The organism is Streptomyces sp. SCPE 10 (assembly GCF_051980735.1).
GTDB lineage: Bacteria > Actinomycetota > Actinomycetes > Streptomycetales > Streptomycetaceae > Streptomyces > Streptomyces misionensis.
Genome location: NZ_CP197069.1, coordinates 5,032,170 through 5,054,072, shown reverse-complemented (window position 1 = coordinate 5,054,072; position 21,903 = coordinate 5,032,170). Strand labels below are relative to the sequence as shown.

Below are 21,903 nucleotides of genomic sequence, written 5' to 3'. Positions count from 1 at the left end.
GCGCGAGAGACATGCAGGGCACTGTGACGATGTACAGCACGACTTGGTGCGGCTACTGCCGTCGGCTGAAGAGCCAGATGGACCGGGAGGGCATCGCCTACACCGAGATCAACATCGAGCAGGACCCCGAGTCCGCGGCCTTCGTGGAGAAGGCGAACGGCGGCAACCAGACGGTTCCGACCGTGCTCTTCGCGGACGGCACCACCATGACGAACCCGTCGCTGGCCCAGGTCAAGCAGAAGCTCGCCGCGTAACGGCCCGAGCTGCGAAACGGCGGTTCCCGAGTCCGGAAGCGACTCGGGAACCGCCGTTTTCGTGTGCCGTACGACACCCGGGCGGCCCGCCGGGGTGCCTCAGAAGGCGGCGCGGGTGGGCAGGGGCTTGCCGTACCACATCTCGATCAGGCGGGCCGCGATGGAGATGCCGTAGGGCGGCAGCACCTCGCCGGACTCGAAGGCCTCGTGCAGTTCCTGGCGGGAGAACCAGCGGGCCTCGGAGATCTCGTCGCCGTCGACCTGGATCTCGGTGGTGGTGGCGCGGGCCATGAAGCCGAGCATCAGGCTGGACGGGAAGGGCCAGGGCTGGCTGGCCACGTACTCGACGCCGCCGATGGTGACGCCGACCTCCTCGGCGACCTCGCGGCGCACCGCCTGCTCGATGGACTCGCCGGGCTCCACGAAGCCGGCCAGCGTGGAGAAGCGGCCCTCGGGCCAGTGCACCTGGCGGCCGAGCAGGATGCGGTCCTCCGCGTCGGTGACCGCCATGATCACCGCCGGGTCGGTGCGCGGGTAGTGCTCGGCGCCGCAGGCCTGGCAGCGGCGGATGTGACCGGCCGCGGCGATCACCGTGCGCTCGCCGCAGCGGGAGCAGAAGCGGTGGGTGCGCTGCCAGTTCTCCAGGCCGACCGCGTGCACCATGAGCGCGGTGTCGCGCGCCGACAGCAGCAGGCCCGCCTCACGCAGACCCGCCGGGCGCGCGGACTGGTCGATGCGGCCGGGCAGCGCGTCCTTCTGGAGCGCGAAGTAGGACACGCCGTCCTCGTCGATGCCGAGGAAGTAGCGGTGCGCCTCGGTGAGCGGGGCCTCGAAGGACGGCGTCATGACGAGTTCGGTCCGGCCGTCGGGCGTCTCGTCGATGAGGACCTGGCCGCCGGAGACCACGAAACAGCGGGTCGTCGGGTGGCTCCACGCCGCCGCGAGCCAGGCCTCGTCCAGCCGGTGGTGGGCGGCGCGGTCGATGCCGCCGGGGTCGGTCAGCGAGATGGGTCGATCGGCTGTGTCGTCGGTCCAGGTGGTCACGGGTGCTTCCAACTCCCCCAGTGCGGCGGTTCGGTTCGGCGGGCGGTTCGGCGGGGCGTGCGACGGGACGCACCGGGTCGGGCGGGCGGGGGCGGTCCTTCCAGTGTGCCCCTCGCCCCGGCGTCCCCCTGCCGGGGCCCGGTGCGGGCCGGTCAGGCGGTGGGCCGCCAGTTCTCGGCCAGGTCGGCCCACAGGTAGGCGCTGGTCTCGACGCCCTTGAGGAGGAGGTCCAGCTCGACCTTCTCGTTGGGCGCGTGCCAGCCGTCGGAGGGGACGGAGATGCCCAGGAAGAGCACGGGGCTGCCGAGGACTTCCTGGAGGTCGGCGGCGGGGCCGGAGCCGCCCTCGCGGGTGAAGCGGACCGGGCCCTCGAAGGCGCGGCCCATCGCCCGGGCCACCGAGCGCAGCGCCGGGTGGTCGAGCGGGGTCAGACAGGGGCGGGTGGCCGAACCGAAGTCGATCTCGGCGCGGATCCCGGCGGGCACCTGCTCGGCGGCCCAGGCGCGGACCGCCTTCTCGACGTGGTCCGGGTCCTGCCCGGCGACCAGCCGGAACGACAGCTTCACCATGGCCGAGGACGGGATGATGGTCTTGCTGCCGGGGCCCTGGTAGCCGCCGCCGATGCCGTTGACCTCGGCGGTCGGGCGGGCCCAGATACGCTCCAGGGTGGTGAGCCCGGCCTCGCCGTGGGTGGCGCGGGACTTGGCGGTGCGCAGCCAGCGCTCCTCGTCGAAGGGCAGCTCGGCGAAGAGCTCGCGCTCGCGCTCGGTCAGCTCCACGACGCCGTCGTAGAAGCCGGGGACGGCCACCCGTCCCCGCTCGTCGTGCAGGGCGGCGACCAGGCGGGCGACGGCGGTGGCCGGGTTGGGCACGGCGCCGCCGAAGGAACCGGAGTGGATGTCCTGGTCGGGACCGTGAAGGCGGATCTCGCACTCGGCCAGGCCGCGCATGCCGGTGCACACCGTCGGGGTGTCCTCGGCCCACATACCGGTGTCGGAGACGATCACGGCGTCGGCCATAAGGCGCTGCGCGCGCTCCTCCACCAGGGCCCGGAAGTGCGGGGAGCCGGACTCCTCCTCGCCCTCGATCAGCAGCTTCAGGCCGACCGCGGGGGCGGTGCGGCCGGTGGCGGCGAGGTGGGCGCGCACACCGAGGGTGTGGAAGAACACCTGGCCCTTGTCGTCGGCCGCGCCGCGTGCGTAGAGCCGGTTGCCGCGCACGACCGGCTCGAAGGGCTCGCTGTCCCAGCCGTCCTCGCGGGCGGCGGGCTGCACGTCGTGGTGGCCGTAGACCAGCACGGTGGGCGCCCCGGGGTCGTCGCAGGGCCACTCGGCGAAGACGGCCGGGGCGCCCTCGGTGGGCCACACCTCGACGGTCGGGAAGCCGGTCTCGCTCAGCTTGGCGGCGAGCCAGTCGGCGCTGCGCCGCACGTCGGGCGCGTGGTCGGGCTGGGCCGACACGGAGGGGATGCGCAGCCATGCGGCGAGGTCGTCGAGGAAGGCGGCGCGGTGCTGCTCGATGTACGTGCGGACGGCGCTGTCCGGGGTCTGGCTCATGCTCACGAGCCTATCGGCCCGCGCGGGCATCCTCGGCGGGCGGTTCGTCACACTCGCGGTGGGCGCCGTGTCACCTCCGGTGCCGGCCCGGCTGTGCCGGGCGTCCGGCCGGGGCCGCCGAGCAGCCGCTCCAGCGCGGCACGGTCCGGCAGGTCCGCGGGGCGGACCACCTCGCCGGTGCGCACGTACAGGAACGCGGCGGTGACCGAGTCGAGCGGGACGCCCTGCTGCTCGGCCCAGGCCAGCCGGTAGACGGCGAGCTGGAGCGGGTCGGCGGTGTGCTCGCGGCCGGTCTTCCAGTCCACGATCTCGTACGTCGCCGCCGCGCCCTCGCCCGTGCGGTAGACGGCGTCTATCCGGCCGCGCACGATCCGCCCGGCGAGGGTGAGCTGGACCGGGGCCTCGACGCGGTACGGCGTGCGCCGGGCGTACTCGGTGCGCTCGAAGGCCTCCTTCAGCGCCTCCAGGTCCTCCTCGTCGGCGATCTCCGCGTCGCCGCCGGGCAGCTCGTCGGGCTCCAGCAGGGGCAGCGCCAGCTCCTCGTAGCGGGACTCCACCCAGGCGTGGAACCGGGTGCCGCGGCGCGCGGACCGCTGCGGGGGGCGCGGCATGGGGCGCGCGAGCTCCTGTGCGAGCCCGTCCGGATCCTCGGCCAGGAGCAGCAGCTGGGTCGCGGTGAGCGTCACGGGCAGGGGGACGTCCGTGACGGTGCGGCGGGCCAGCAGCAGCTCCCGGGTGAGCGCGTCCAGATCGCGGTCCCAGGACGCGATCAGACGGGACTCCTCGGGCGTGAGGACCGGCTCGGCGGGGGCGGTGGCCTGGTGGGGGACGGTGGGAGCGGCGGGGGCGGCGGGGGCCGGGCCGTACGGCTCGTCGTCGTAGGGCTCCGGGTCGTATGGCTCATCGCCGTAGGGCTGCTCGTCGTACGGCGGCTCGTCCTCGTAGGGCGGTTCGTCGTACGGCGGTTCCTCGGGCGGTGCGGGCCAGTCCGGGTCGCCGGAGGCGGTGGGAACGGCGGGGTCGGCCGGGTTCGGGGCCGCCAGGTGGGCGAGGACGGTCTCGGCGGCCGCGCGGCGGCGGGCGAGGGCCTCCGGGTCCAGGGGCAGCGGCCAGGCCAACTCCGTGTCGGGCGCCCGCAGGGCCGGGTTCTCCTCGTCGTCGCCGGGTTCGTCCGCCCAGGCCTCGATCTCGCCGTACCCGGCGGCGCAGTGGTCGTGGAGCGCCCGGAGGAAGTCCGAGGGGCCGCGCTTCTTCTTCTGGCTGGGCCCCCACCAGTGGCCGGAGCCGAGCAGGAGGGAGCGGGGGCGGGTGAAGGTGACGTAGCCGAGGCGGAGTTCCTCGGTGTGCTGGTGGTCCTTCATGGCCTCGTGGAAGGCCTTCATGCCGCGCGCGTCCCAGCCGTCGACGTCGGGCAGGGTGTCGGCGTCGCCGCGCAGGGCGTGCGGCAGCACCTTGGCCTGGGCGGTCCACTTGTCGCGGCCCTGGCTGCTGGGGAAAGTGCCGGTGACGAGGCCGGGCACGGCCACGACGTCCCACTCCAGGCCCTTGGACTTGTGCGCGGTGAGCACCTTGACGGTGTTCTCGCCGCCGGGCAGGGCGTTGTCGAGGCCCTTCTCGTACTGGGCGGCGGTGCGCAGGAAGCCGAGGAAGGCGAGCAGGGTGGCCTCGCCGTCGCCCGCGGCGAAGGAGGCGGCCACGTCGAGGAAGTTGGCGAGGGTCTCACGGCGGCGGGCGGCCAGCGCGTGCGGGGACGCCGACAGCTCCACCTCCAGACCGGTGACGGCGAGGACGCGGTGCAGCACGTCCATCAGCGGGTCGGACAGCGCGCGGCGCAGCTCGCGCAGTTCGGCGGCGAGGCGGGCGAAGCGCACCCGGGCGTCCGGGGAGAACGGCAGCCCGTCCTCGTCCTCGCCGGAGGCGTCCAGGAAGGTGTCCAGGGCGTCGGCGAGCGATATCACCTCGGCCGGGTCGGTGCCCTCCACCGCGGCGGCCAGCCGGCGGTCCGGGTCGTCGGCGTCGTCGGCGCGGGCGTGGGCGACCAGCAGGCGGGCGCGGCGGCCGAGCAGGGCGAGGTCGCGGGGGCCGATGCGCCAGCGGGGCCCGGTGAGCAGCCGTACCAGGGCGGCGTTGGCGCCGGGGTCCTGGAGGACCTCGCAGACGGCGACCAGGTCGGCGACCTCGGGCAGGTGCAGCAGCCCGGACAGGCCGACCACCTCGACGGGGACGTCCCGGGCGACGAGCGCGGCCTGGATCGCGCCGAAGTCGCCCGCCGTACGGCACAGCACGGCGATCTCGCCGGGGGCGGTGCCGGTGTGTACGAGGTGGGCGATGGAGTCGCCGAGCCAGTCCAGCTCCTCGGCGTGGGTGGGCAGCAGGGCGCAGCGGACCCGGCCGTCGAGCTCGGCGCCGGGGGCGGGGCGGAGGGCTTCGACGCCCGCGTGCATCGCGCGCAGCGGGGCGGCGAGGCCGTTGGCGAGGTCGAGGAGGCGGCCGCCGCTGCGCCGGTTCTCGCTGAGCGCCTGGCGGGTGGCGGGGCGGCCGTCGGCGTGGCGGAAGTGCTCCGGGAAGTCGTCCAGGTTGGCGACGGAGGCGCCGCGCCAGCCGTAGATGGCCTGGCAGGGGTCGCCGACGGCGGTCACCGGGTGACTGGTGCCGCCGCCGAACAGGCCCGCGAGCAGGACGCGTTGGGCGACGGAGGTGTCCTGGTACTCGTCCAGGAGGACCACCCGGAACTCCTCGCGCAGCAGGCGGCCCACCTCGGGCAGGCCGGCGAGGCGGGCGGACAGGGCGATCTGGTCGCCGAAGTCGAGCAGGTCCCGCTCGCGTTTGGCGGCCCGGTAGCGCTGCACCAGGTCGGTGAGTTCGCGGCGGGCGGCGGCGGTCTCGGGGACCTTGCGCAGCTCGGCGTTGCCAAGTTTCGCGCCGTCGAGGGTGGCCAGCAGCTCCGTGTCCCAGGTGCGCAGCCGGCCGGGTTCCACGAGGTGTTCGGAGAGTTCGGAGTCGAGTGCGAGCAGATCGCTGACGAGGTCGGCGAAGGAGCGGGTGAGCGCCGGGTAGGGGCCGGGGGCCTCGCGCAGCACGCGGGCGGCGAGCTGGTAGCGGGTGGCGTCGGCGAGGAGGCGGGAGGCGGGCTCCAGGCCGATGCGCAGGCCGTGGTCGGTGAGGAGGCGGCCGGCGAAGGAGTGGTACGTGGAGATCACCGGCTCGCCCGGGGGGTTGTCCGGGTCCCACCAGGAGGGGTCGGCGGAGGGCGCGGTCGCCGAGGCGGGCCGGCCGGGCGACGGGAGGGCGTCGGGGTCGGTGACGCCCGCCTTGACGAGGGCCTTGCGGACGCGTTCGGCGAGCTCGCCCGCCGCCTTGTTGGTGAAGGTCAGGCCGAGGACCTGTTCGGGGGCGACCTGTCCGGTGCCGACCAGCCAGACCACGCGGGCCGCCATCACGGTGGTCTTGCCCGACCCGGCTCCGGCCACGATCACCTGCGGGGCGGGCGGCGCGGTGATGCAGGCCGTCTGCTCCGGGGTGAAGGGGATGCCGAGGAGCTCCTTGAGCTGCTCGGGATCGGTGAGATGGGCGGGCATGTCGGAAAAGGCTAGCGGGGGGCACTGACAGCCTCGCGCGCACCACTCCTCCGGGGCGGTAGAAGCCCAGGTCAGCGGGGTGGGGTGCGGTACGTCACTCCACCACGTGCCGCCCCTCGGGCCGGGCGCTGCACGAGGCGCGGAAGGCGCAGTGGGTGCAGTGCTGGCCGGCGCTCGGCGAGAACCGCTCGTCCAGGACCTTCCCGGCGGCGGTGGCCAGCAGCTCGCCGACCCACTCCCCCGCGAGCGGTTCCTGGCTCTGCACCTTGGGCAGCGTCTCGCCGCCGTCGCGCTGGGCGGCGCCCTGGCGCAGGTGCACCAGTTCGGCGCCGCCGGGCTCGGGGCGGACGCCGTCGAAGGCGGTGTCGGCGGCGCCCTCGCGGACGGCGAGCTGGTAGACGGCGAGCTGGGGGTGGCGTGCCACCTCGCGCGCGGTGGGGGCCTGCTTGCCGGTCTTGAAGTCGACCACGTAGGCGCGGCCCTCGGCGTCCGTCTCGACGCGGTCCATCTGGCCGCGGATGCGGACCTGGTAGTCGCCCGCCTCCAAGGTGACGTCGAAGTCCTGCTCACTGGTGACGGGGGTGCGCCCCGCCCGGTCCAGGACGTGCCAGTTCAGGAAGCGTTCGAGCGCGGCGCGGGCGTTGTCCTTCTCCTGGCGGGACTTCCAGGGCGCGTCGAAGGCGAGCGCGTTCCACACCGAGTCCAGGCGTTCCATGAGGACGTCGAGGTCGGCGGGGGTGCGGCCGGAGGCGACCTCGTCGGCGAGGACGTGCACGACGTTGCCGAAGCCCTGGGCGGCGGTGGCGGGCGCGTCGGCCTTCACCTCGCGGCCCAGGAACCATTGCAGGGCACAGGTGTTGGCCAGCTGGTCGAGGGCGCTGCCGGAAAGCACCACGGGCTGGTCGCGGTGGCGCAGCGGCACCTTGCTCTCGGTCGGCTCGAACATGCCCCACCAGCGGTAGGGGTGAGCGGCCGGTACGAGGGGGCGGCCGTCCTCGTCGGTGAGTGCGGCGAGCCGGGCCAGGCGGCGGGCGGCGGCCTCCCGCAGGGCGGCGGAGGCGCGCGGGTCGACGGTGGTGGCGCGCAGCTCGGCGACGAGCGCGGCCACGGACAGCGGGCGCCGGGGGCGGCCGGCCACGTCCCTGGGCTCGACGCCCAGCTCGGTCAGGAACCGGGAGGGCTGGTCGCCGTCCTCGGCGGGCGCCTTCACCGCGGTGACGACCAGGCGGTCGCGGGCGCGGGTGGCGGCGGCGTAGAACAGGCGGCGTTCCTCCGCGAGCAGCGCGCCCTGGGTGAGCGGTTCGGCCAGTCCGTCCCGGCCGATCCGGTCGGCCTCCAGCAGCGATCCGCGGCGCCTGAGGTCGGGCCACAGACCCTCCTGCACGCCCGCGACGACGACCAGCGGCCACTCCAGGCCCTTGGCGCGGTGCGCGGTCATCAGGCGTACGGCGTCGGGGCGCACCGCGCGACGGGTGAGGGTGTCGGCGGCGATGTCCTCGGCCTCGATCTCGGCCAGGAAGTTCAGGGCGCCGCGGCCCCCGGTGCGCTCCTCGGCGCGGGCGGCGGTGGCGAACAGGGCGCAGACGGCGTCCAGGTCCCGGTCGGCGTTGCGGCCGGCCGCGCCCCCGCGCAGGGCGGCCCGCGCCAGGCGGCCGGGCCAGGGGGTGCCGGACCACAGGTCCCACAGCGCCTCCTCGGCCGTGCCGCCGTTCGCGAGGCGCTCGCGGGCCGTGCGCAACAGCGCGCCCAGACGCTGGGCGCCCCGGGCGTACGCCGGGTCGTGCACGGCCAGCCGCTCGGGCTCGGCGAGCGCCCTGGTGAGGAGTTCGTCCGAGGGCGGCGGCAACGGGTTCCCGCCGGCTCGCTCCTCCTCCCGCAGCGCCCGTCCCAGCCGGCGCAGATCGGCCGCGTCCATGCCGGCGAGGGGGGAGCCGAGCAGGGTGAGCGCGGTCTCGGTGTCCAGCCAGGGCGCCTCGGCCTCCGCCCGTGCCTCCGTGTCGGGCCCCGCGTCGGCGCCCTCCCGGGACTCCGCCCCCGCCCGCTGCCCCGCCTCCGTCTCCAGCTGCTCCCTGGGCGTCCCGCCCTCTCGCTCCCGCGCCTCCGCGACCGCCACCGCCCGCAGGGCCGTGAGGAGCGGGGCCACCGCCGGTTCGTGGCGCAGGGGGAGGTCGTCGCCGTCGATGTCCAGGGGGACGCCGGCCGCGGTCAGGGCGCGGCGCAGGGTGGGCAGGGAACGGGCGCCGGCGCGGACCAGGACGGCCATGTCGCGCCAGGGGACGCCGTCCTCCAGGTGGGCGCGGCGCAGGATGTCCGCGATGTTGTCCAGCTCGGTGCCCGGGGTCGGGTACGTGTAGACCTCGACCCGGCCGCCGTCGCGTACCGCGGCCGGCTCCCGGTGGGCGCGCACCTTCTCGGCGGGCAGCCGGGGCAGCGGCATGCGCCGGGTGATCAGCCGGGTGGCGGCCAGCAGCGTGCCGCCCGAGCGGCGGTTGGTGCGCAGCACCTGGACGGGGGCCGGGCGACCGTCGGCGCGCGGGAAGGCCTCCGGGAAGTCGAGGATGCCGTTCACGTCGGCGCCCCGGAAGGTGTAGATCGACTGGTCGGGGTCGCCGAACGCGACCAGGGTGCGGCCGCCGCCCGCCAGGGCGTGCAGCAGCCGCACCTGGGCCGGGTCGGTGTCCTGGTACTCGTCGACGTACACGGCGTCGTACCGCGCGGCCAGGGCGGCGGCGACCTCGGGGCGGCCGGCCAGCAGCACCGCGCGGTGCACCAGCTCGGCGTAGTCGATCACGCCCTGGAGGTCCAGCACGTCCAGGTACTCGGCGAGGAAGGCGGCGGCGGCGCGCCAGTCGGGGCGGCCGATGCGGCGGGCGAACGCGTCCAGGGCGTCCGGGCCGAGGCCCAGCTCACGGCTGCGGGCGAGCACGGCGCGGACCTCGTCGGCGAAGCCGCGTGTGGTCAGGCAGGCGCGCAGTTCGTCCGGCCAGCGCACATGGGTCAGCCCGAGCCGCTCCAGCTCGGGCTGCCCGGCCAGCAGCTCGCGCACGGCGACGTCCTGCTCGGGGCCGGACAGCAGGCGCAGCGGCTCGGCGAACAGTTCGCCGTCCTGGTGGGCGCGGACCAGGGCGTAGCCGTACGAGTGAAAGGTGGTCGCCCGGGGCGCGCGGGCCGCGCCGATGCGCTGGGCCATGCGGTCGCGCAGGTCGAGGGCGGCACGGCGGCTGAACGTCAGCACCAGGATGCGCTCGGGGTCGCCGCCCCGGGCGATCCGCGCGGCCACGGACTCGATCAGGGTGGTGGTCTTGCCGGTGCCGGGGCCCGCGAGGACAAGCAGCGGCCCGGCCCGGTGGTCAACCACGGCGCGCTGGGCGGCGTCCAGAACAGGGGAGGCCGGCCGCGGCGGCGGGGTGCGCACCAGTCGGTAGGCGCCACGGCTCCCCCGCCGCACCTCGGGGTGCGGCGGGCGTCCGGTGGCGGAAGAGGAGCTCACGTGGTTGGCCGGTCCTGGTGGTCGTACTGCTTGCTGGTGGTGCGGGCGGACGGGCGGTCACGCGCGCGGGGCGGTGTCCCCCGGCAGGGGGACGCACGGGCCGCCGGCGCGATGCCGTCGACTCTCGAACGTACGGCATGCCACGGGTGTCCCCGGTGTCACCCGGACGGGGCAGGGGTTGCCGCCGGGGGTGCCCGATGGCGGAAGCTGTCAGGTGTGACCCTCGTCGCCCGTACCGCCGTCCCACCGGGCCCGCCGCATGTCGAGCCGCGGCAGGTGGCCCTCGGCGCTCCTGCCCGCCTCCTTCAGCGGTGTGCCCTCGGCGCGGTAGTGCGCGAGCGCGCGCAGCTCGTGCCCGGGCAGCAGCACCCCGTCGGCGCGGACGATCCGCCACCACGGGACGGCGCCGCCGTAGAGGGCCATCACCCGGCCCACCTGGCGCGGGCCGCCCTCCTCCAGCCACTCGGCGACGTCGCCGTACGTCATGACCCGTCCCGGCGGGACCAGCTCGGCGACCTGAAGGACCCGCTCGGCGTACTCGGGGAGCTCCGCCGGATGCGTGTCCAGGATGTCCTCACCGGGGCTCTGCTCGCTCATTCGCCCCATCCTGCCGCACCCCGCCGACATCGTGGCGCGGAGCGGACCGGACGTTCCTCTCGCCCCCGCGCGGCGCTTCCGGCAGACTGTGCGATCGCACATCCGCACCCTGACGCCCGCGTGTGTCGGTGGGGCATGCCACCATCGTGCGGGCGGTGACCGGTGATACGAGACCAAGAAGAGATCATGAAACAGCAGGGCGTGCACCCCGAGGGCGGGTCGGGCACCCCTGGCGCCGGCGCACGCCCGCAGACCGGCCGTACGACGGGCGAGGACGACCAGGACGCGCGCGGGGAACCGCGGCCTGCGGCCACGGAACGCACCGAAGCGGAACGCACCGAGGGGGCGCACATCCCGCAGAACCCGCCGGCCGACCGCGGGCCGGGAGGCGACGACGCCCCGCGCGCGGACCAGGAGCCGCAGGCCCGGGCCCCGCGCGCGGCCGAGGACCCGGAGCCGGACCAGGACCCGGAGTCGCACGCGGACCACCCGGACCCCGTGGAGGGCGACGAGCCGCTGCTCCCCGCCCGTGTGCACCGGCCCTCGGACCTGATGCGGCTCCTGGTGGGCCTGCTCGCCATCGTGGTGGTGCTCGCCGTCGCCGCGTTCGCGCACGGCACCACCTCCGGCCTCGAACAGGACATCAACAAGGGCACCGGTCAGGCCCCCGACCTGCTGATCCGCTTCGCGGGGCTGGCCTCCAGCATCGCGATCCTGCTGGTCCCGGTCGCCTTCGCGATCGAACGGCTGATCAAACGGGACGGGCTGCGCATCGCCGACGGCGTCCTCGCCGCCGTCCTCGCACACGGAGTGACGCTCGCCACCGACCTGTGGGTCGCGCGGGCCGCCCCGGGCTCGATCCAGGACGCCCTGACCCAGCCCTCGCCGGGCGACGTCCACGCCCTGACCGACCCGGTGCACGGCTATCTGGCACCCGTCATCGCCTATATGACGGCCGTCGGCATGTCCCGCAGACCCCGCTGGCGCGCGGTGCTGTGGATCGTGCTGCTGCTCGACGCGTTCTCCATGCTGGTCACCGGCTACACGACCGCCTTCTCCATCGTCCTGACGGTGCTCATCGGCTGGTCCGTCGCCTACGGCACCCTGTACGCGGTCGGCTCCCCCAACATCCGCCCCACCGGGCAGACCCTGCTGGCGGGTCTGCGGCACGTCGGTTTCCGCCCGGTCGGCGCGGTCCGCGAGGAGTCCGTGGAGAGCGAGAACGGCGACCGCGGCCGGCGCTACTTCGTCACCCTGGAGGACGGCCCGCCGCTGGACGTCACGGTCGTGGACCGGGAGCAGCAGGCGCAGGGCTTCTTCTACCGGGCGTGGCGCAATCTGACCCTGCGCGGCTTCGCCACCCGCTCCAGCCTCCAGTCGCTGCGCCAGGCGCTGGAGCAGGAGGCGCTGCTGGCGTACGCGGCGATCGCGGCGGGCGCCAACGCGCCGAAGCTGATCGCCACCTCGGAGCTGGGCCCGGACGCGGTGATGCTGGTCTACGAGCACACCGGCGGACGCACCCTGGACTCGCTGGCCGACGAGGAGATCACCGACGAGCTGCTGTGCAGCGCCTGGCGACAGGTGCGCGCGCTGCAGTCGCGGCGCATCGCGCACCGCAGGCTGGCCGGCGAGGCGATCCTGGTGGATCGTTCCGGCGAGGTGATCCTCACCGAGCTGCGCGGCGGCGAGATCGCGGCCGGCGAGCTGCTGCTGCGCATGGACGTGGCCCAGCTGCTGACCACGCTCGGCCTGCGGGTCGGCGCCGAACGGGCGGTGGCCTCGGCGGTCGGGGTGCTCGGTCCGGACGCGGTGGCCGACTGCCTGCCGATGCTCCAGCCGATCGCGCTCACCCGCTCCACCCGCGCCACGCTGCGCCGGCTGGGCCGCGAGCGCGCCGAGCGGGAGCGGGAGGCGGTCCTGGAGGCGTCCCGGCAGGCCAAGCTGGCCCGGCTCCAGGAGGCCGCCGACGCGAACGGCACCACGCTCGAAGAGGCCGGCAAGCCGGACAAGAAGGCGGTACGGGCGGAGCAGCGGGCCGAGCGGCGGGCGATCGACGAGGCCATAGAGGAGGCCCGCGAGGAGGACCTGCTCACCCAGATCCGGCACCAGGTGCTGCGGATCAGGCCCCAGGCCCCGGTGCAGCCGGCCCGGCTGGAGCGGGTGCGGCCGCGCACGCTGATCAGCTTCATCGCCGGTGCGATCGGCGCGTACTTCCTGCTGACGCAGCTCACCCACATCCAGTTCGGCACGCTGTTCGCGCAGGCCCAGTGGGGCTGGGTGGTCGCGGCCGTGCTGTTCTCGGCGCTGAGCTATGTGGCGGCGGCGATGGCGCTGCTGGGCTTCGTGCCGGAGCGGGTGCCGTTCCCGCGGACGGTGGCGGCCCAGGTCGCCGGGTCGTTCGTGAAGATCGTGGCGCCGGCGGCGGTCGGCGGTGTGGCGCTGAACACGCGCTTCCTGCAGCGCGCTGGCGTGCGCCCGGGGCTCGCGGTGGCGAGCGTCGGCGCCTCGCAGCTGTTCGGGCTCGGCTGCCACATCCTGATGCTGCTGTCCTTCGGCTATCTGACCGGCACCGAGAAGACCCCGTCGCTGTCGCCGTCCCGCACCGTGATCGCGGGTCTGCTGACCGTCGCGGTGCTGGTGCTGGTGGTGACCTCGGTGCCGTTCCTGCGGAAGTTCGTGGTCACCCGGGTGCGGTCGCTGTTCGCCGGTGTCGTGCCGCGCATGCTCGACGTGCTCCAGCGGCCGCAGAAGCTGATCACCGGCATCGGCGGCATGCTGCTGCTGACCGCCTGCTTCGTGATGTGCCTCGACGCGTCCGTGCGGGCCTTCGGCGACGGCTCGGCCTCGCTGAGCATCGCCAGCGTCGCGGTCGTCTTCCTCGCGGGCAACGCGCTCGGCTCCGCGGCGCCCACTCCCGGCGGCGTGGGCGCGGTCGAGGCCAGCCTCACCCTCGGTCTGATCGCCTTCGGCCTGCCCAAGGAGGTCGCGGCCCCCGCCGTGCTGCTGTTCCGGCTGCTGACCCTGTGGCTGCCGGTGCTGCCGGGCTGGCTGGCCTTCAACCAGCTGACCCGCAAGGGCGCCCTGTAGGGGACCCGGTCCCACGAGGTCGGGGCCCGGACACGATCCCCCGGGGTGATCCCTCCCGGGTCCCGTACCTCGTACGGACCGCGCCCCGCGCGGCGCGGCGTGCGCGCCCCCAGGATGGGCACATGGCCTCTGACTCCCGGCTGCGTGCCGTCGTTCCCCGCCGGCCGCGTACCACCACCGCCCTGACATCGGCCGCCGTGCTGCTGGCCGCGCTGCTGACCGGATGCGGCGACGGCGACCTGCGCGCCACCGGCACGAGTGCGCGGTTCACGGCCCAGACGCTGGACTGGCGGGCCTGCCCGGCCCCGTCCGAGGCGGAGGGCGGTGGGAGCGCCCCCTCCCCGCTGCCGAACGGCGCCACCTGGGAGTGCGCCACCATGAAGGCGCCGCTGGACTGGAGCAGGCCGCAGGGCCCGACCGTCGACATCGCCCTGATCCGGGCCAGGGCCAGCGGACCGGCGAGCCGGCGGATCGGCTCGCTGGTGTTCAACTTCGGCGGCCCCGGTGGCAGCGGCGTCACCGCGCTGCCCGCGTTCGCGCAGGACTACGCGACCCTGCGCACCCGTTACGACCTGGTCAGCTTCGATCCGCGCGGGGTCGGCCGCAGCGCGCCGGTGAAGTGTCTCGACGACGCCCAGCTCGACACCTTCTTCCAGCAGGACGCGACACCCGACGACAGCACCGAACGGGCCCAGCTGGTCGCGCGCACACGGAAGTTCAACACCGCCTGCGAGGCGAACTCCGGGAAGCTGCTGCCGAACGTGCGCACCACCGACGCGGCCCGCGACATGGACCTGATGCGGCGGCTCCTCGGCGATGCCGAGCTGCACTACTTCGGCATCTCCTACGGCACCGAACTCGGCGGTGTCTACGCCCACTTGTTCCCCCAGCACGTGGGCAGGGCGGTGTTCGACGGTGTGGTCGACCCCACCCAGGACCCCGAACAGAGCGCGCTCGGCCAGGCCAAGGGCTTCCAGCTGGCGCTGGACAACTTCGCCGAGGACTGCGCCTCCAAGCCCGAGGGCTGCCCGATCGGGGACACCCCGCAGGACGTCAAGGACCGCATCGCGCAACTCCTGCACAACCTCGACAAGAAGCCGATCCCGGGGATCTCCCCGCGCCGGCTCACCGAGACGGCCGCCACCAACGGCATCGCGCAGTCCCTGTATTCCAAGGACTTCTGGGAGTACCTCACCGAGGGCCTGGAGCAGGCGTACGACGGTGACGGCAGGGTCCTGATGGTGCTGTCCGACGCGATGAACGGCCGTAACCCGAACGGCGGTTACAGCAACATCACCGCGGCGAACGTGGCGATCAACTGCGCCGACCAGAAGCCCCGGTACACCGTCGCCGACGTCCAGCGGGCGCTGCCCCGGTTCCGCGCCGCCTCCCCGCTGTTCGGCGACTTCCTCGCCTGGGGCATGATCAGCTGCACCGACTGGGCCGTACCCGGCGCCGCCTACCACCCCGACGTCAGCGCCCCCGGCTCGGCCCCCATCCTCGTCGTCGGCAACACCGGCGACCCGGCCACCCCTTATGCGGGCGCGCGCAGGATGGCGCAGGCCCTCGGCAAGGGCGTCGCGGTGGAGCTGACGTACAAGGGCCAGGGGCACGGGGCGTACGACAGCAAGAACAAGTGCGTCCAGAACAAGGTGAACGCCTACCTGCTGGACGGGAAGGTCCCCAGGAGCGGCGGGGTCTGCACCTGACCCGCATCCGCACCCGGTCCCGCGCCCGGAGGGGGCTCAGGCCGGCTCGGACAGGGCGTCCAGCAGCTGGGGCAGCAGCCGGGCCGGTTCGTCGGCGCCGTGGATGACCTCCCGGGCCGTGAGCCCCTCGAACGCGGCGACGAGCAGCCGGGCCAGGTCCTCCGGGTCGACGGCGGAGCGGTACCCGTCCCGGACGGAAGCCCACGGCGCCCGACCGAGGTCGGGCGCCGTGGGCTTCCACGCAGCGCGGGAGCGCGCGTCGGTCAGTAGACCGGCTTGTCGGGTTCGATCTGGTTGACCCAGCCGATGACGCCGCCACCGACGTGGACCGCGTCCGAGAAGCCCGCGGACTTCAGGACCGCGAGGACTTCCGCACTGCGGACACCCGTCTTGCAGTGCAAGACGATCTTCTTGTCCTGGGGCAGCGACTCCAGCGCGGTGCCCATGAGGAACTCGTTCTTCGGGATCAGCTTGGCGCCCGGGATGGAGACGATCTCGTACTCGTTGGGCTCGCGGACGTCGATGATCTCGATGTTCTCGCCGTCGTCGATCCACTCCTTGAGCTGCTTGGGAGTGATCGTGGAGTCCACCGCCGCCGCCTGCGCCTCCTCGGAGACGACGCCGCAGAAGGCCTCGTAGTCGATGAGCTCGGTGACGGTCGGGTTCTCGCCGCAGACCGCGCAGTTGGGGTCCTTGCGGACCTTGACCTGCCGGTACTGCATCTCCAGGGCGTCGTAGATCATCAGCCGGCCGACCAGCGGGTCGCCGATGCCGGCGATCAGCTTGATGGCCTCGTTGACCTGGATGGAGCCGATGGACGCGCACAGCACGCCGAGCACGCCGCCCTCGGCGCAGGAGGGGACCATGCCCGGGGGCGGGGGCTCCGGGTAGAGGCAGCGGTAGCAGGGGCCGTGCTCGGACCAGAACACGGACGCCTGGCCGTCGAAGCGGTAGATGGAACCCCAGATGTACGGCTTGTTCAGCAGCACACAGGCGTCGTTGACCAGATAGCGGGTGGCGAAGTTGTCCGTGCCGTCCACGATCAGGTCGTACTGGCTGAAGATGTCCATCACGTTGTCGGCCTCGAGCCGCTCCTCGTGAAGGACCACGTTCACGTACGGGTTGATGCCCTGGACGGTGTCACGCGCGGACTCGGCCTTGGAACGGCCGATGTCGGACTGGCTGTGGATGATCTGGCGCTGCAGGTTCGACTCGTCGACCTCGTCGAACTCCACGATGCCGAGCGTGCCCACGCCCGCCGCGGCCAGGTACATCAGCGCGGGCGAGCCCAGCCCGCCGGCGCCCACACAGAGCACCTTGGCGTTCTTCAGCCGCTTCTGCCCGTCCATGCCCACATCGGGGATGATCAGGTGGCGGGAGTACCTGCGGACCTCGTCTACGGTGAGCTCGGAAGCCGGCTCGACCAGGGGTGGCAGCGACACGGGGACTCCGTTGGTCGGTCAATCACTACGTTTGTTCTCCCGTCAACACTGCCACGCCCTTCTTCATTCCGAGACACCCGTTCCGAGGCGCGAGACGATTTCGTCCCAGTAGCCGGGCATGGCCTCCCAGGGGTCGCCCTGGCCCCGGCCCCCGGTGCGGTCCGTGAAGTAGATCGTCGCCGCGCCCTGCCAGCGGGCGATGCGCAGCGCCTCCTCCAGGTGGCCGCGGGGCACGCCGTGCACGAAGTGGCAGAACCGGTCGGGCGGGTAGTCCGCCGTCCACTCCGCGACCTGGGACCAGCGGTAGTCGGACCAGGGCCCCGCGAAGGTCACCAGCTGGTCGGCGCACTCCGCGTAGCCCGGGTGCGGATGGGTGCCGTGGCCGAGGACGAGGTGGGTGGGGCCGGCGACCGCCCGCAGGCCGGCGAGCAGCCGGCGGACGCCGGGGAGTTCGGCCGCGCCGGTGGGGCAGCGGTCCAGCAGGAAGCCGTCCACCTGGTACCAGTCGAGGTAACGGAGGGCGTCGTGGCGCAGTTCGGCGTGGTCACGGACGCCCTGGGCGAGATCGAGGCGGCCCAGGACACGGACGCCCGCGTGGTGCAGCCGGCCCGCGGCTTCCAGGCAGTGCGGGTCGGGCCGGGCGCCCGGGCCCGCGCAGACGTCGAGCGCCACCCAGTCCAGCGGGGTGCCGGGGCGGGCGAGTTCGGCCCACTGGGCGGGGGCGACCAGGGGGTGGGCGTAACCGGGGACACCGAGGGCGGTGCGCACCGCGGTGCTGGTCAGATGCGGCATGCCGCCTCCATCCAGATGTCCGCCAGGGATTCCTCCAGGTTGATCCGGGGCCGCCAGCCGAGCCGGTCGCGCGCGGTGCGGACATCGGCCTGCTGCCAGCTGCCGCAGCCGTCCGGGTACGGGAACGCCGCCGGGGAGGTGTGGTCGGCCTCGGCCCGCGGATGGCCGAGGGCGCCGCGCAACGGGCCGGGCGGGCCGTCGAGTTCGTGCAGGGCGCCGCCGTAGCCGGCCACGCGGGCGAGGATCCCGGCGGCGTCCCGCAGCCGCACGGCCCGGCCGGACCCGATGTTGATCACGCCCTGCGCGGCGGAGAGCGAGGCGGCGTGCACGGCGCGCGCGACGTCGCGCACGTCCACGAAGTCGCGCTGGATGCCGAGGCCCGCGAGCTTCAGCTCACCGTCGCCGGACTGCATGGCGCGGCGCATCGCCTCGGCGAGCCGGCCCAGCGGGGAGCCGGCCGGGGTGCCGGGGCCCGCGGGCGAGAAGACCCGCAGCACGACGGCGTCGAGGCCGGAGCCCAGGACCAGTTCGGTGGCGGCGAGCTTGCTGACGCCGTACGGGCCGCCGGGGCGCGGCACGGCGTCCTCGGCGGTGGAGGAGCCGGGCTGGCTGGGCCCGTACTCGGCCCCGCAGCCGATCTGCACCAGCCGTGCCCCGCAGCCGCTGCGGCGCAGGGCCTCGCAGACGGTGGCCGCGGCGACCGTGTTGTGCCGGGTCAGTTCCCGGGCACCGCCGCGGGTGGCGCCCGCGCAGTTGATCACGACGCCCGGGTGGACCGCGTCCAGGAACCGGGTCAGCGCCCCGGGGCTGCCGGTCGCGAGGTCGAACCGGACGTCCGCGTCGTCCCCCCGCCCGAGCGCGGTGAGCTGTACGGCGGGGTCGGCGAGCAGCCGCTCGGCGACGAACCGGCCGAGGTATCCGTTGGCACCCATCAGCAGGACCCTCATCGGGCGGCTCCCGGGGCGCCGACGGGTGCGGTGGGTTCGGGGACTTTCTGGTGGGCGGTGAGCATGTCGGGTTCTCCTTCAACGGGGTGGTGCCAGTGGCTTGTGGAGGGCGCTCACTCGGGGGCGCCGACGGGTGCGTGGGCCGAGGCCCGGGTGAGCGTGCGGCCGGCGTGCAGCAGCAGGGTCAGGGCCGCGGCGCCGCAGGCGAGGGCCGGTACGGCGGCCTCGCCCCAGGTGTCCACGAGGGTCCGGACGGGTGTCGCCAGGAAGCCGCAGTGGGGCAGCCGGCCGGCCAGGGGCAGCGCCAGGGCCGCCGCCTCCGTGACCGCCGCGGCGGCCTGCGCGAGGGCGGGGGCGCGCCGGTGGCGGTGCACGGTGAGCAGGCGCGCGAGCAGGAGCAGGGCGCCGAGGGTGAGCGCCTGCGGTCGGGCCGCGGGTTCGCCGAGGACCGGGCCGCACAGTGCGAGCAGTGCGGCGAGCGCGCCGAGGAACAGGGTGAACGTGCCGAACAGCAGGGGGCGTACCGCGGCCGTGAAGTCCTTGAGGCCCCGGCTGCCGGCCAGCCTCCGGCGGGCGCCCGCGGCGAGGAGGTGCGCGCACCAGGCCGCCGGGGCGACGGCCAGGGCGAGGGCGAGCGCGGGCACGAGGGCCGTGGGCCAGTCGCCGTCCGGGGTGCCGTCGGGCAGGGTGTCGGGGCCGCCGGTCAGCACGTTGTGCAGCAGGCCGTCGCCGAACAGCGCGTAGCCGAGCAGCCAGAGGGTCCAGGCGCGGGGGCCGGGCGGACCGGCGAGGGGCCCGGTGCGCAGTGCGGCGCGGACGGCGAGGGCCACGGCGAGGAGACCGGCGGCGGCCACGAGGAGGCGGGGGTGGCCCTGGGTGAGGCGCAGCCCGGCGACGGTGGCCGCGCCGGCGGCGCCGGGCAGCAGGGCGCACAGGGCCCAGCGGGCGCGGATCCGGGGCCCGGGAAGCGGTGGCGCGGGCTCCGGGCGGGCCTCGCCGGTGCGCGGCACGCGCGCGTACAACTCCTCGGCCAGCGCGAACACGTCCCGGTGCCGGAAGCGCGCGGCGGTCCGGTCGGTGATTCCCGCCGCCTCCAGACCGGCCGCGATCTCCAGCGGGTCCACGGCCCGCTCGCACAGCTCCCGGTGCCGGTGGAGCAGCGCCTTGACGGGGTCGACACCGCCGGGCCCGGGGACCGGTGCGCGCCCGCCGTCGGGCGCGCGGGCCACGGACTCGGGCCGGCCCGCCCGCGCGCCCGTGGCGGGGGCGCCCGGCTGACGCGGGCCGGGCGTGCGCGGGGCGGGCATGAGCGGCCCGGGGGTGAGCGGGGCGCCGCCGGGCGTCCCGTCCGGCCGCTCCTCGCCGGCGCCGGGACCGCGCTCCGCCGCCCCGGCCGGCCGGGTCCACCCCGGCACGCCGTCCACCGCTCCGGCGGACGGCCACGCCGGGACCGGCTCGCCGGCCGTCCCGGAGGAACGCGTGGCCGCTCCGGGCGGGCCGCTCGCGGCCGGTGCCGTGAAGGCCCCCGTCCCGGTGCCCCACGGTTCCGCGCCCCTGGGCGTTCCCGGTGTGTCGGTCATCGGGTGGCCTCCGGGGTGGCCCAGGCGGGGACGTGGGTCTTGGACCAGTGGGCGGGGACGTGGGACTCGGCGGGGGCGGCGAAGGGAAGGGGTGCGCCGGCCGCGTCGAGGACGTCCCGGCGGACCGGGCAGTGCGAGACGATCTCCAGGTAGATGCCGTGGAACGCGGCGATGTTCTGCTCGACCGTGAACAGTTCGAGCGCCCGGGCGCGCGCGGCGGCGCCGAGGCGCGCGCGGCGCTCGGGGTCGCGCAGCAGCGCCACGCAGGCATCGGCGAGCGCCCGCGGATTGCGCGGGGGTACGACGAGTCCCGTGCCGCCGATCACCTCCACCACCGCGCCGACGTCCGTCGAGACGGTGGCCCGGCCGCAGAACATGGCCTCGATGAGCCCGGTCGGGAAGCCCTCCACCACGCTGGACAGCACGACGACCGTGCCGGCCGCGTACGCGTCGGGCAGCGTGGGGGCCTCGGGGCCGCCGATCTCCTCGAAGGAGACGGGGTTGGAGCCCACGGCATGGGCGCCGTCCGCCTCGTCCGGGAAGAGCTGGGCCGCCAGTGCCCGGCACTGGCTCAGATAGGCGGCGCCGTCGGGGCCGTTCGGCGCGCCGACGACGCGCAGCCGGGCCCGCGGCTCCTCCTTGCGGACCTCGGCGAAGGCGTGCAGCAGCGAGACCAGGTCCTTGGCGGGTTCGACGCGGCCGACCCAGAGCAGGGTGTGCGGGGCCGCGCGGTCCGGTGACTCGCCGACCTCGGCGAAGCGGGCGGCCTCCATGCCGGGGTAGACCGTGCGGATCCTGGCCCGGTCGGCGCCGCACCGCTGCTGCCAGCGGCGGGCGTGCGCGTTGCCGGGGGTGAGGAGTTCGGCGCGGCGGTAGATCTCCGTGGCCAGCCGGCCGTGGAAGGCGGCGAGCAGGGTGCGGACGGCGGGCGCGGCGGCGTCGGGGCCGAGGGCCAGGTAGTGGGAGCGCAGTCGGACGCCGTACTCGGTGACCAGCAGGGGCACCCCGGAGAAGTGCCGGGCGAGCAGCCCGGGGAGGGCGGCCGGCCCGCCGGAGGTGGCGTGGCAGAGGTCGGCGGCGCCGAGGGCGTCGTCGCCGTACCAGTCGAGGGAGAGAGGGCGCAGGGCGCGTTCGAGGTGTGCGGTGACGGTGAGCAGATCGGCGACGCGCGCCGTGCGCGCCGGGCGCGGCGCACCGGAGGCGCGGCAGGCGCGCTCCAGGGTGCGCACGGCGGTGTCGGAGCGCAGGGCGGCGCCGAGTCCACCGTGTTCGCGGGCGAGGCCGGCGAGGCCGTAGAGCGCGTTGGCGAAACGGTCCGCCACCGCGTCACCCGCGGCAGCGTCCGGCGCGGCGCACAGCGCGCCGGCCAGTTCGCCGTAGTGCTCGGCGAACCTTTGGCGGGCACGCCGTCCGTACGCCACCGCCCCGGCGTCGTCCCCCGCCGTCCACAGCGGTGCGGTACGCACCCGGGTCACCTGGGGCGGCAGCGGGAGCAGTCCCTGTTCCTCCTGGCGCCTGCTGCGGCTGAGCGCGTAGAGGTCGAACTCGTGCCGGTCCAGCCCGCGCACCAGCCGGTCGCACCAGAGGCCGGCGTCACCGCCCACATACGGATAACCACCCTCCGTAATCAGTGCTGCGCGCACGTGTGCACCCCCGATCTTCCTTCTGGTCGGCCGCCGTCCACCCGGCGGCTCGCAGCGGGACGAACGTAAGCGGACAAGCGGGTGGCGCGACGGACGGTTGTCCATCGCGCCACCAAAAGGGGTGAACGGCCGTAACTTTCCCGCGCGGAGGGCGTTTCGTCGCGCTAGGCGCGCACGCGGGCAC

13 protein-coding genes are annotated in these 21,903 nt (G+C 74.9%); 3 read left to right on the top strand and 10 right to left on the bottom strand.

The annotated features are described in order from the left end of the window. Nucleotides 1-11: 11 nt before the first annotated feature. Nucleotides 12-254: a mycoredoxin gene (locus tag ACSP97_RS23480; protein WP_074993197.1), complete on the top strand. Its 243-nt coding sequence runs from the start codon at nucleotides 12-14 to the stop codon at nucleotides 252-254. A 99-nt stretch (nucleotides 255-353) separates the two neighbouring features. On the opposite strand, the gene nudC is transcribed toward ACSP97_RS23480, so the two are convergent. The 5 genes from nudC to ACSP97_RS23455 form a co-directional block, all read right to left on the bottom strand. Then, the gene (nudC, locus tag ACSP97_RS23475; RefSeq protein ID WP_355150313.1) at nucleotides 354-1,298 is read right to left on the bottom strand and encodes an NAD(+) diphosphatase; all 945 of its coding nucleotides are present in this window, start codon (nucleotides 1,296-1,298) and stop codon (nucleotides 354-356) included. A 152-nt stretch (nucleotides 1,299-1,450) separates the two neighbouring features. Beyond that, nucleotides 1,451-2,854: a dipeptidase gene (locus ACSP97_RS23470; protein ID WP_440554125.1), complete on the bottom strand. Its 1,404-nt coding sequence runs from the start codon at nucleotides 2,852-2,854 to the stop codon at nucleotides 1,451-1,453. A gap of 47 nt (nucleotides 2,855-2,901) precedes the next feature. Further along, on the bottom strand, nucleotides 2,902-6,432 hold the full coding sequence (locus ACSP97_RS23465) for a UvrD-helicase domain-containing protein (RefSeq protein WP_440554123.1): 3,531 nt from the start codon (nucleotides 6,430-6,432) through the stop codon (nucleotides 2,902-2,904). Between the two features lie 94 nt (nucleotides 6,433-6,526). Beyond that, complete coding sequence (locus ACSP97_RS23460) at nucleotides 6,527-9,922, bottom strand: ATP-dependent helicase (protein ID WP_440554121.1); 3,396 nt, start codon at nucleotides 9,920-9,922, stop codon at nucleotides 6,527-6,529. Between the two features lie 210 nt (nucleotides 9,923-10,132). Next, on the bottom strand, nucleotides 10,133-10,519 hold the full coding sequence (locus tag ACSP97_RS23455; protein ID WP_070026872.1) for an MGMT family protein: 387 nt from the start codon (nucleotides 10,517-10,519) through the stop codon (nucleotides 10,133-10,135). Nucleotides 10,520-10,705: 186 nt separating this feature from the next. On the opposite strand from ACSP97_RS23455, the gene ACSP97_RS23450 reads away from it, so the two are divergent. Beyond that, nucleotides 10,706-13,606, top strand: coding sequence for a lysylphosphatidylglycerol synthase domain-containing protein (locus ACSP97_RS23450; RefSeq protein ID WP_440554118.1), 2,901 nt, complete (start codon nucleotides 10,706-10,708; stop codon nucleotides 13,604-13,606). 122 nt (nucleotides 13,607-13,728) lie between these two features. Further along, nucleotides 13,729-15,315, top strand: a complete 1,587-nt coding sequence (locus tag ACSP97_RS23445) for an alpha/beta hydrolase (RefSeq protein WP_440554116.1) — start codon at nucleotides 13,729-13,731, stop codon at nucleotides 15,313-15,315. Between the two features lie 263 nt (nucleotides 15,316-15,578). Here ACSP97_RS23445 and moeZ read toward each other — a convergent pair whose 3' ends face one another. The 5 genes from moeZ to ACSP97_RS23420 form a co-directional block, all read right to left on the bottom strand. Continuing rightward, nucleotides 15,579-16,757 (bottom strand): adenylyltransferase/sulfurtransferase MoeZ, encoded by a 1,179-nt coding sequence (moeZ, locus tag ACSP97_RS23440; RefSeq protein ID WP_355150299.1) that lies wholly within the window; start codon nucleotides 16,755-16,757, stop codon nucleotides 15,579-15,581. Between the two features lie 63 nt (nucleotides 16,758-16,820). Then, nucleotides 16,821-17,549 (bottom strand): spherulation-specific family 4 protein, encoded by a 729-nt coding sequence (locus ACSP97_RS23435; protein WP_355526152.1) that lies wholly within the window; start codon nucleotides 17,547-17,549, stop codon nucleotides 16,821-16,823. Next, nucleotides 17,537-18,496 (bottom strand): NAD-dependent epimerase/dehydratase family protein, encoded by a 960-nt coding sequence (locus tag ACSP97_RS23430; RefSeq protein ID WP_355150295.1) that lies wholly within the window; start codon nucleotides 18,494-18,496, stop codon nucleotides 17,537-17,539. The genes ACSP97_RS23435 and ACSP97_RS23430 overlap by 13 nt, the downstream gene beginning before the upstream one ends. A 113-nt stretch (nucleotides 18,497-18,609) precedes the next feature. Next, a complete protein-coding gene (locus tag ACSP97_RS23425) occupies nucleotides 18,610-20,076 on the bottom strand; it encodes a hypothetical protein (RefSeq protein WP_440554113.1) in 1,467 nt (488 codons plus the stop codon). Next, nucleotides 20,073-21,680, bottom strand: a complete 1,608-nt coding sequence (locus ACSP97_RS23420; RefSeq protein ID WP_440554111.1) for a glycosyltransferase — start codon at nucleotides 21,678-21,680, stop codon at nucleotides 20,073-20,075. The genes ACSP97_RS23425 and ACSP97_RS23420 overlap by 4 nt, the downstream gene beginning before the upstream one ends. Between the last annotated feature and the right edge of the window lie 223 nt (nucleotides 21,681-21,903).

Excerpts from the sequence above, each read along its gene's own strand:
- ACSP97_RS23450 (WP_440554118.1), top strand. The coding sequence starts at position 10,706 with ATGAAACAGCAGGGCGTGCACCCCGAGGGCGGGTCGGGCACCCCTGGC.
- ACSP97_RS23480 (WP_074993197.1), top strand. The coding sequence starts at position 12 with ATGCAGGGCACTGTGACGATGTACAGCACGACTTGGTGCGGCTACTGC.
- ACSP97_RS23455 (WP_070026872.1), bottom strand. The coding sequence starts at position 10,519 with ATGAGCGAGCAGAGCCCCGGTGAGGACATCCTGGACACGCATCCGGCG.
- ACSP97_RS23445 (WP_440554116.1), top strand. The coding sequence starts at position 13,729 with ATGGCCTCTGACTCCCGGCTGCGTGCCGTCGTTCCCCGCCGGCCGCGT.
- ACSP97_RS23425 (WP_440554113.1), bottom strand. The coding sequence starts at position 20,076 with ATGACCGACACACCGGGAACGCCCAGGGGCGCGGAACCGTGGGGCACC.
- ACSP97_RS23465 (WP_440554123.1), bottom strand. The coding sequence starts at position 6,432 with ATGCCCGCCCATCTCACCGATCCCGAGCAGCTCAAGGAGCTCCTCGGC.
- ACSP97_RS23470 (WP_440554125.1), bottom strand. The coding sequence starts at position 2,854 with ATGAGCCAGACCCCGGACAGCGCCGTCCGCACGTACATCGAGCAGCAC.
- ACSP97_RS23430 (WP_355150295.1), bottom strand. The coding sequence starts at position 18,496 with ATGAGGGTCCTGCTGATGGGTGCCAACGGATACCTCGGCCGGTTCGTC.
- ACSP97_RS23435 (WP_355526152.1), bottom strand. The coding sequence starts at position 17,549 with ATGCCGCATCTGACCAGCACCGCGGTGCGCACCGCCCTCGGTGTCCCC.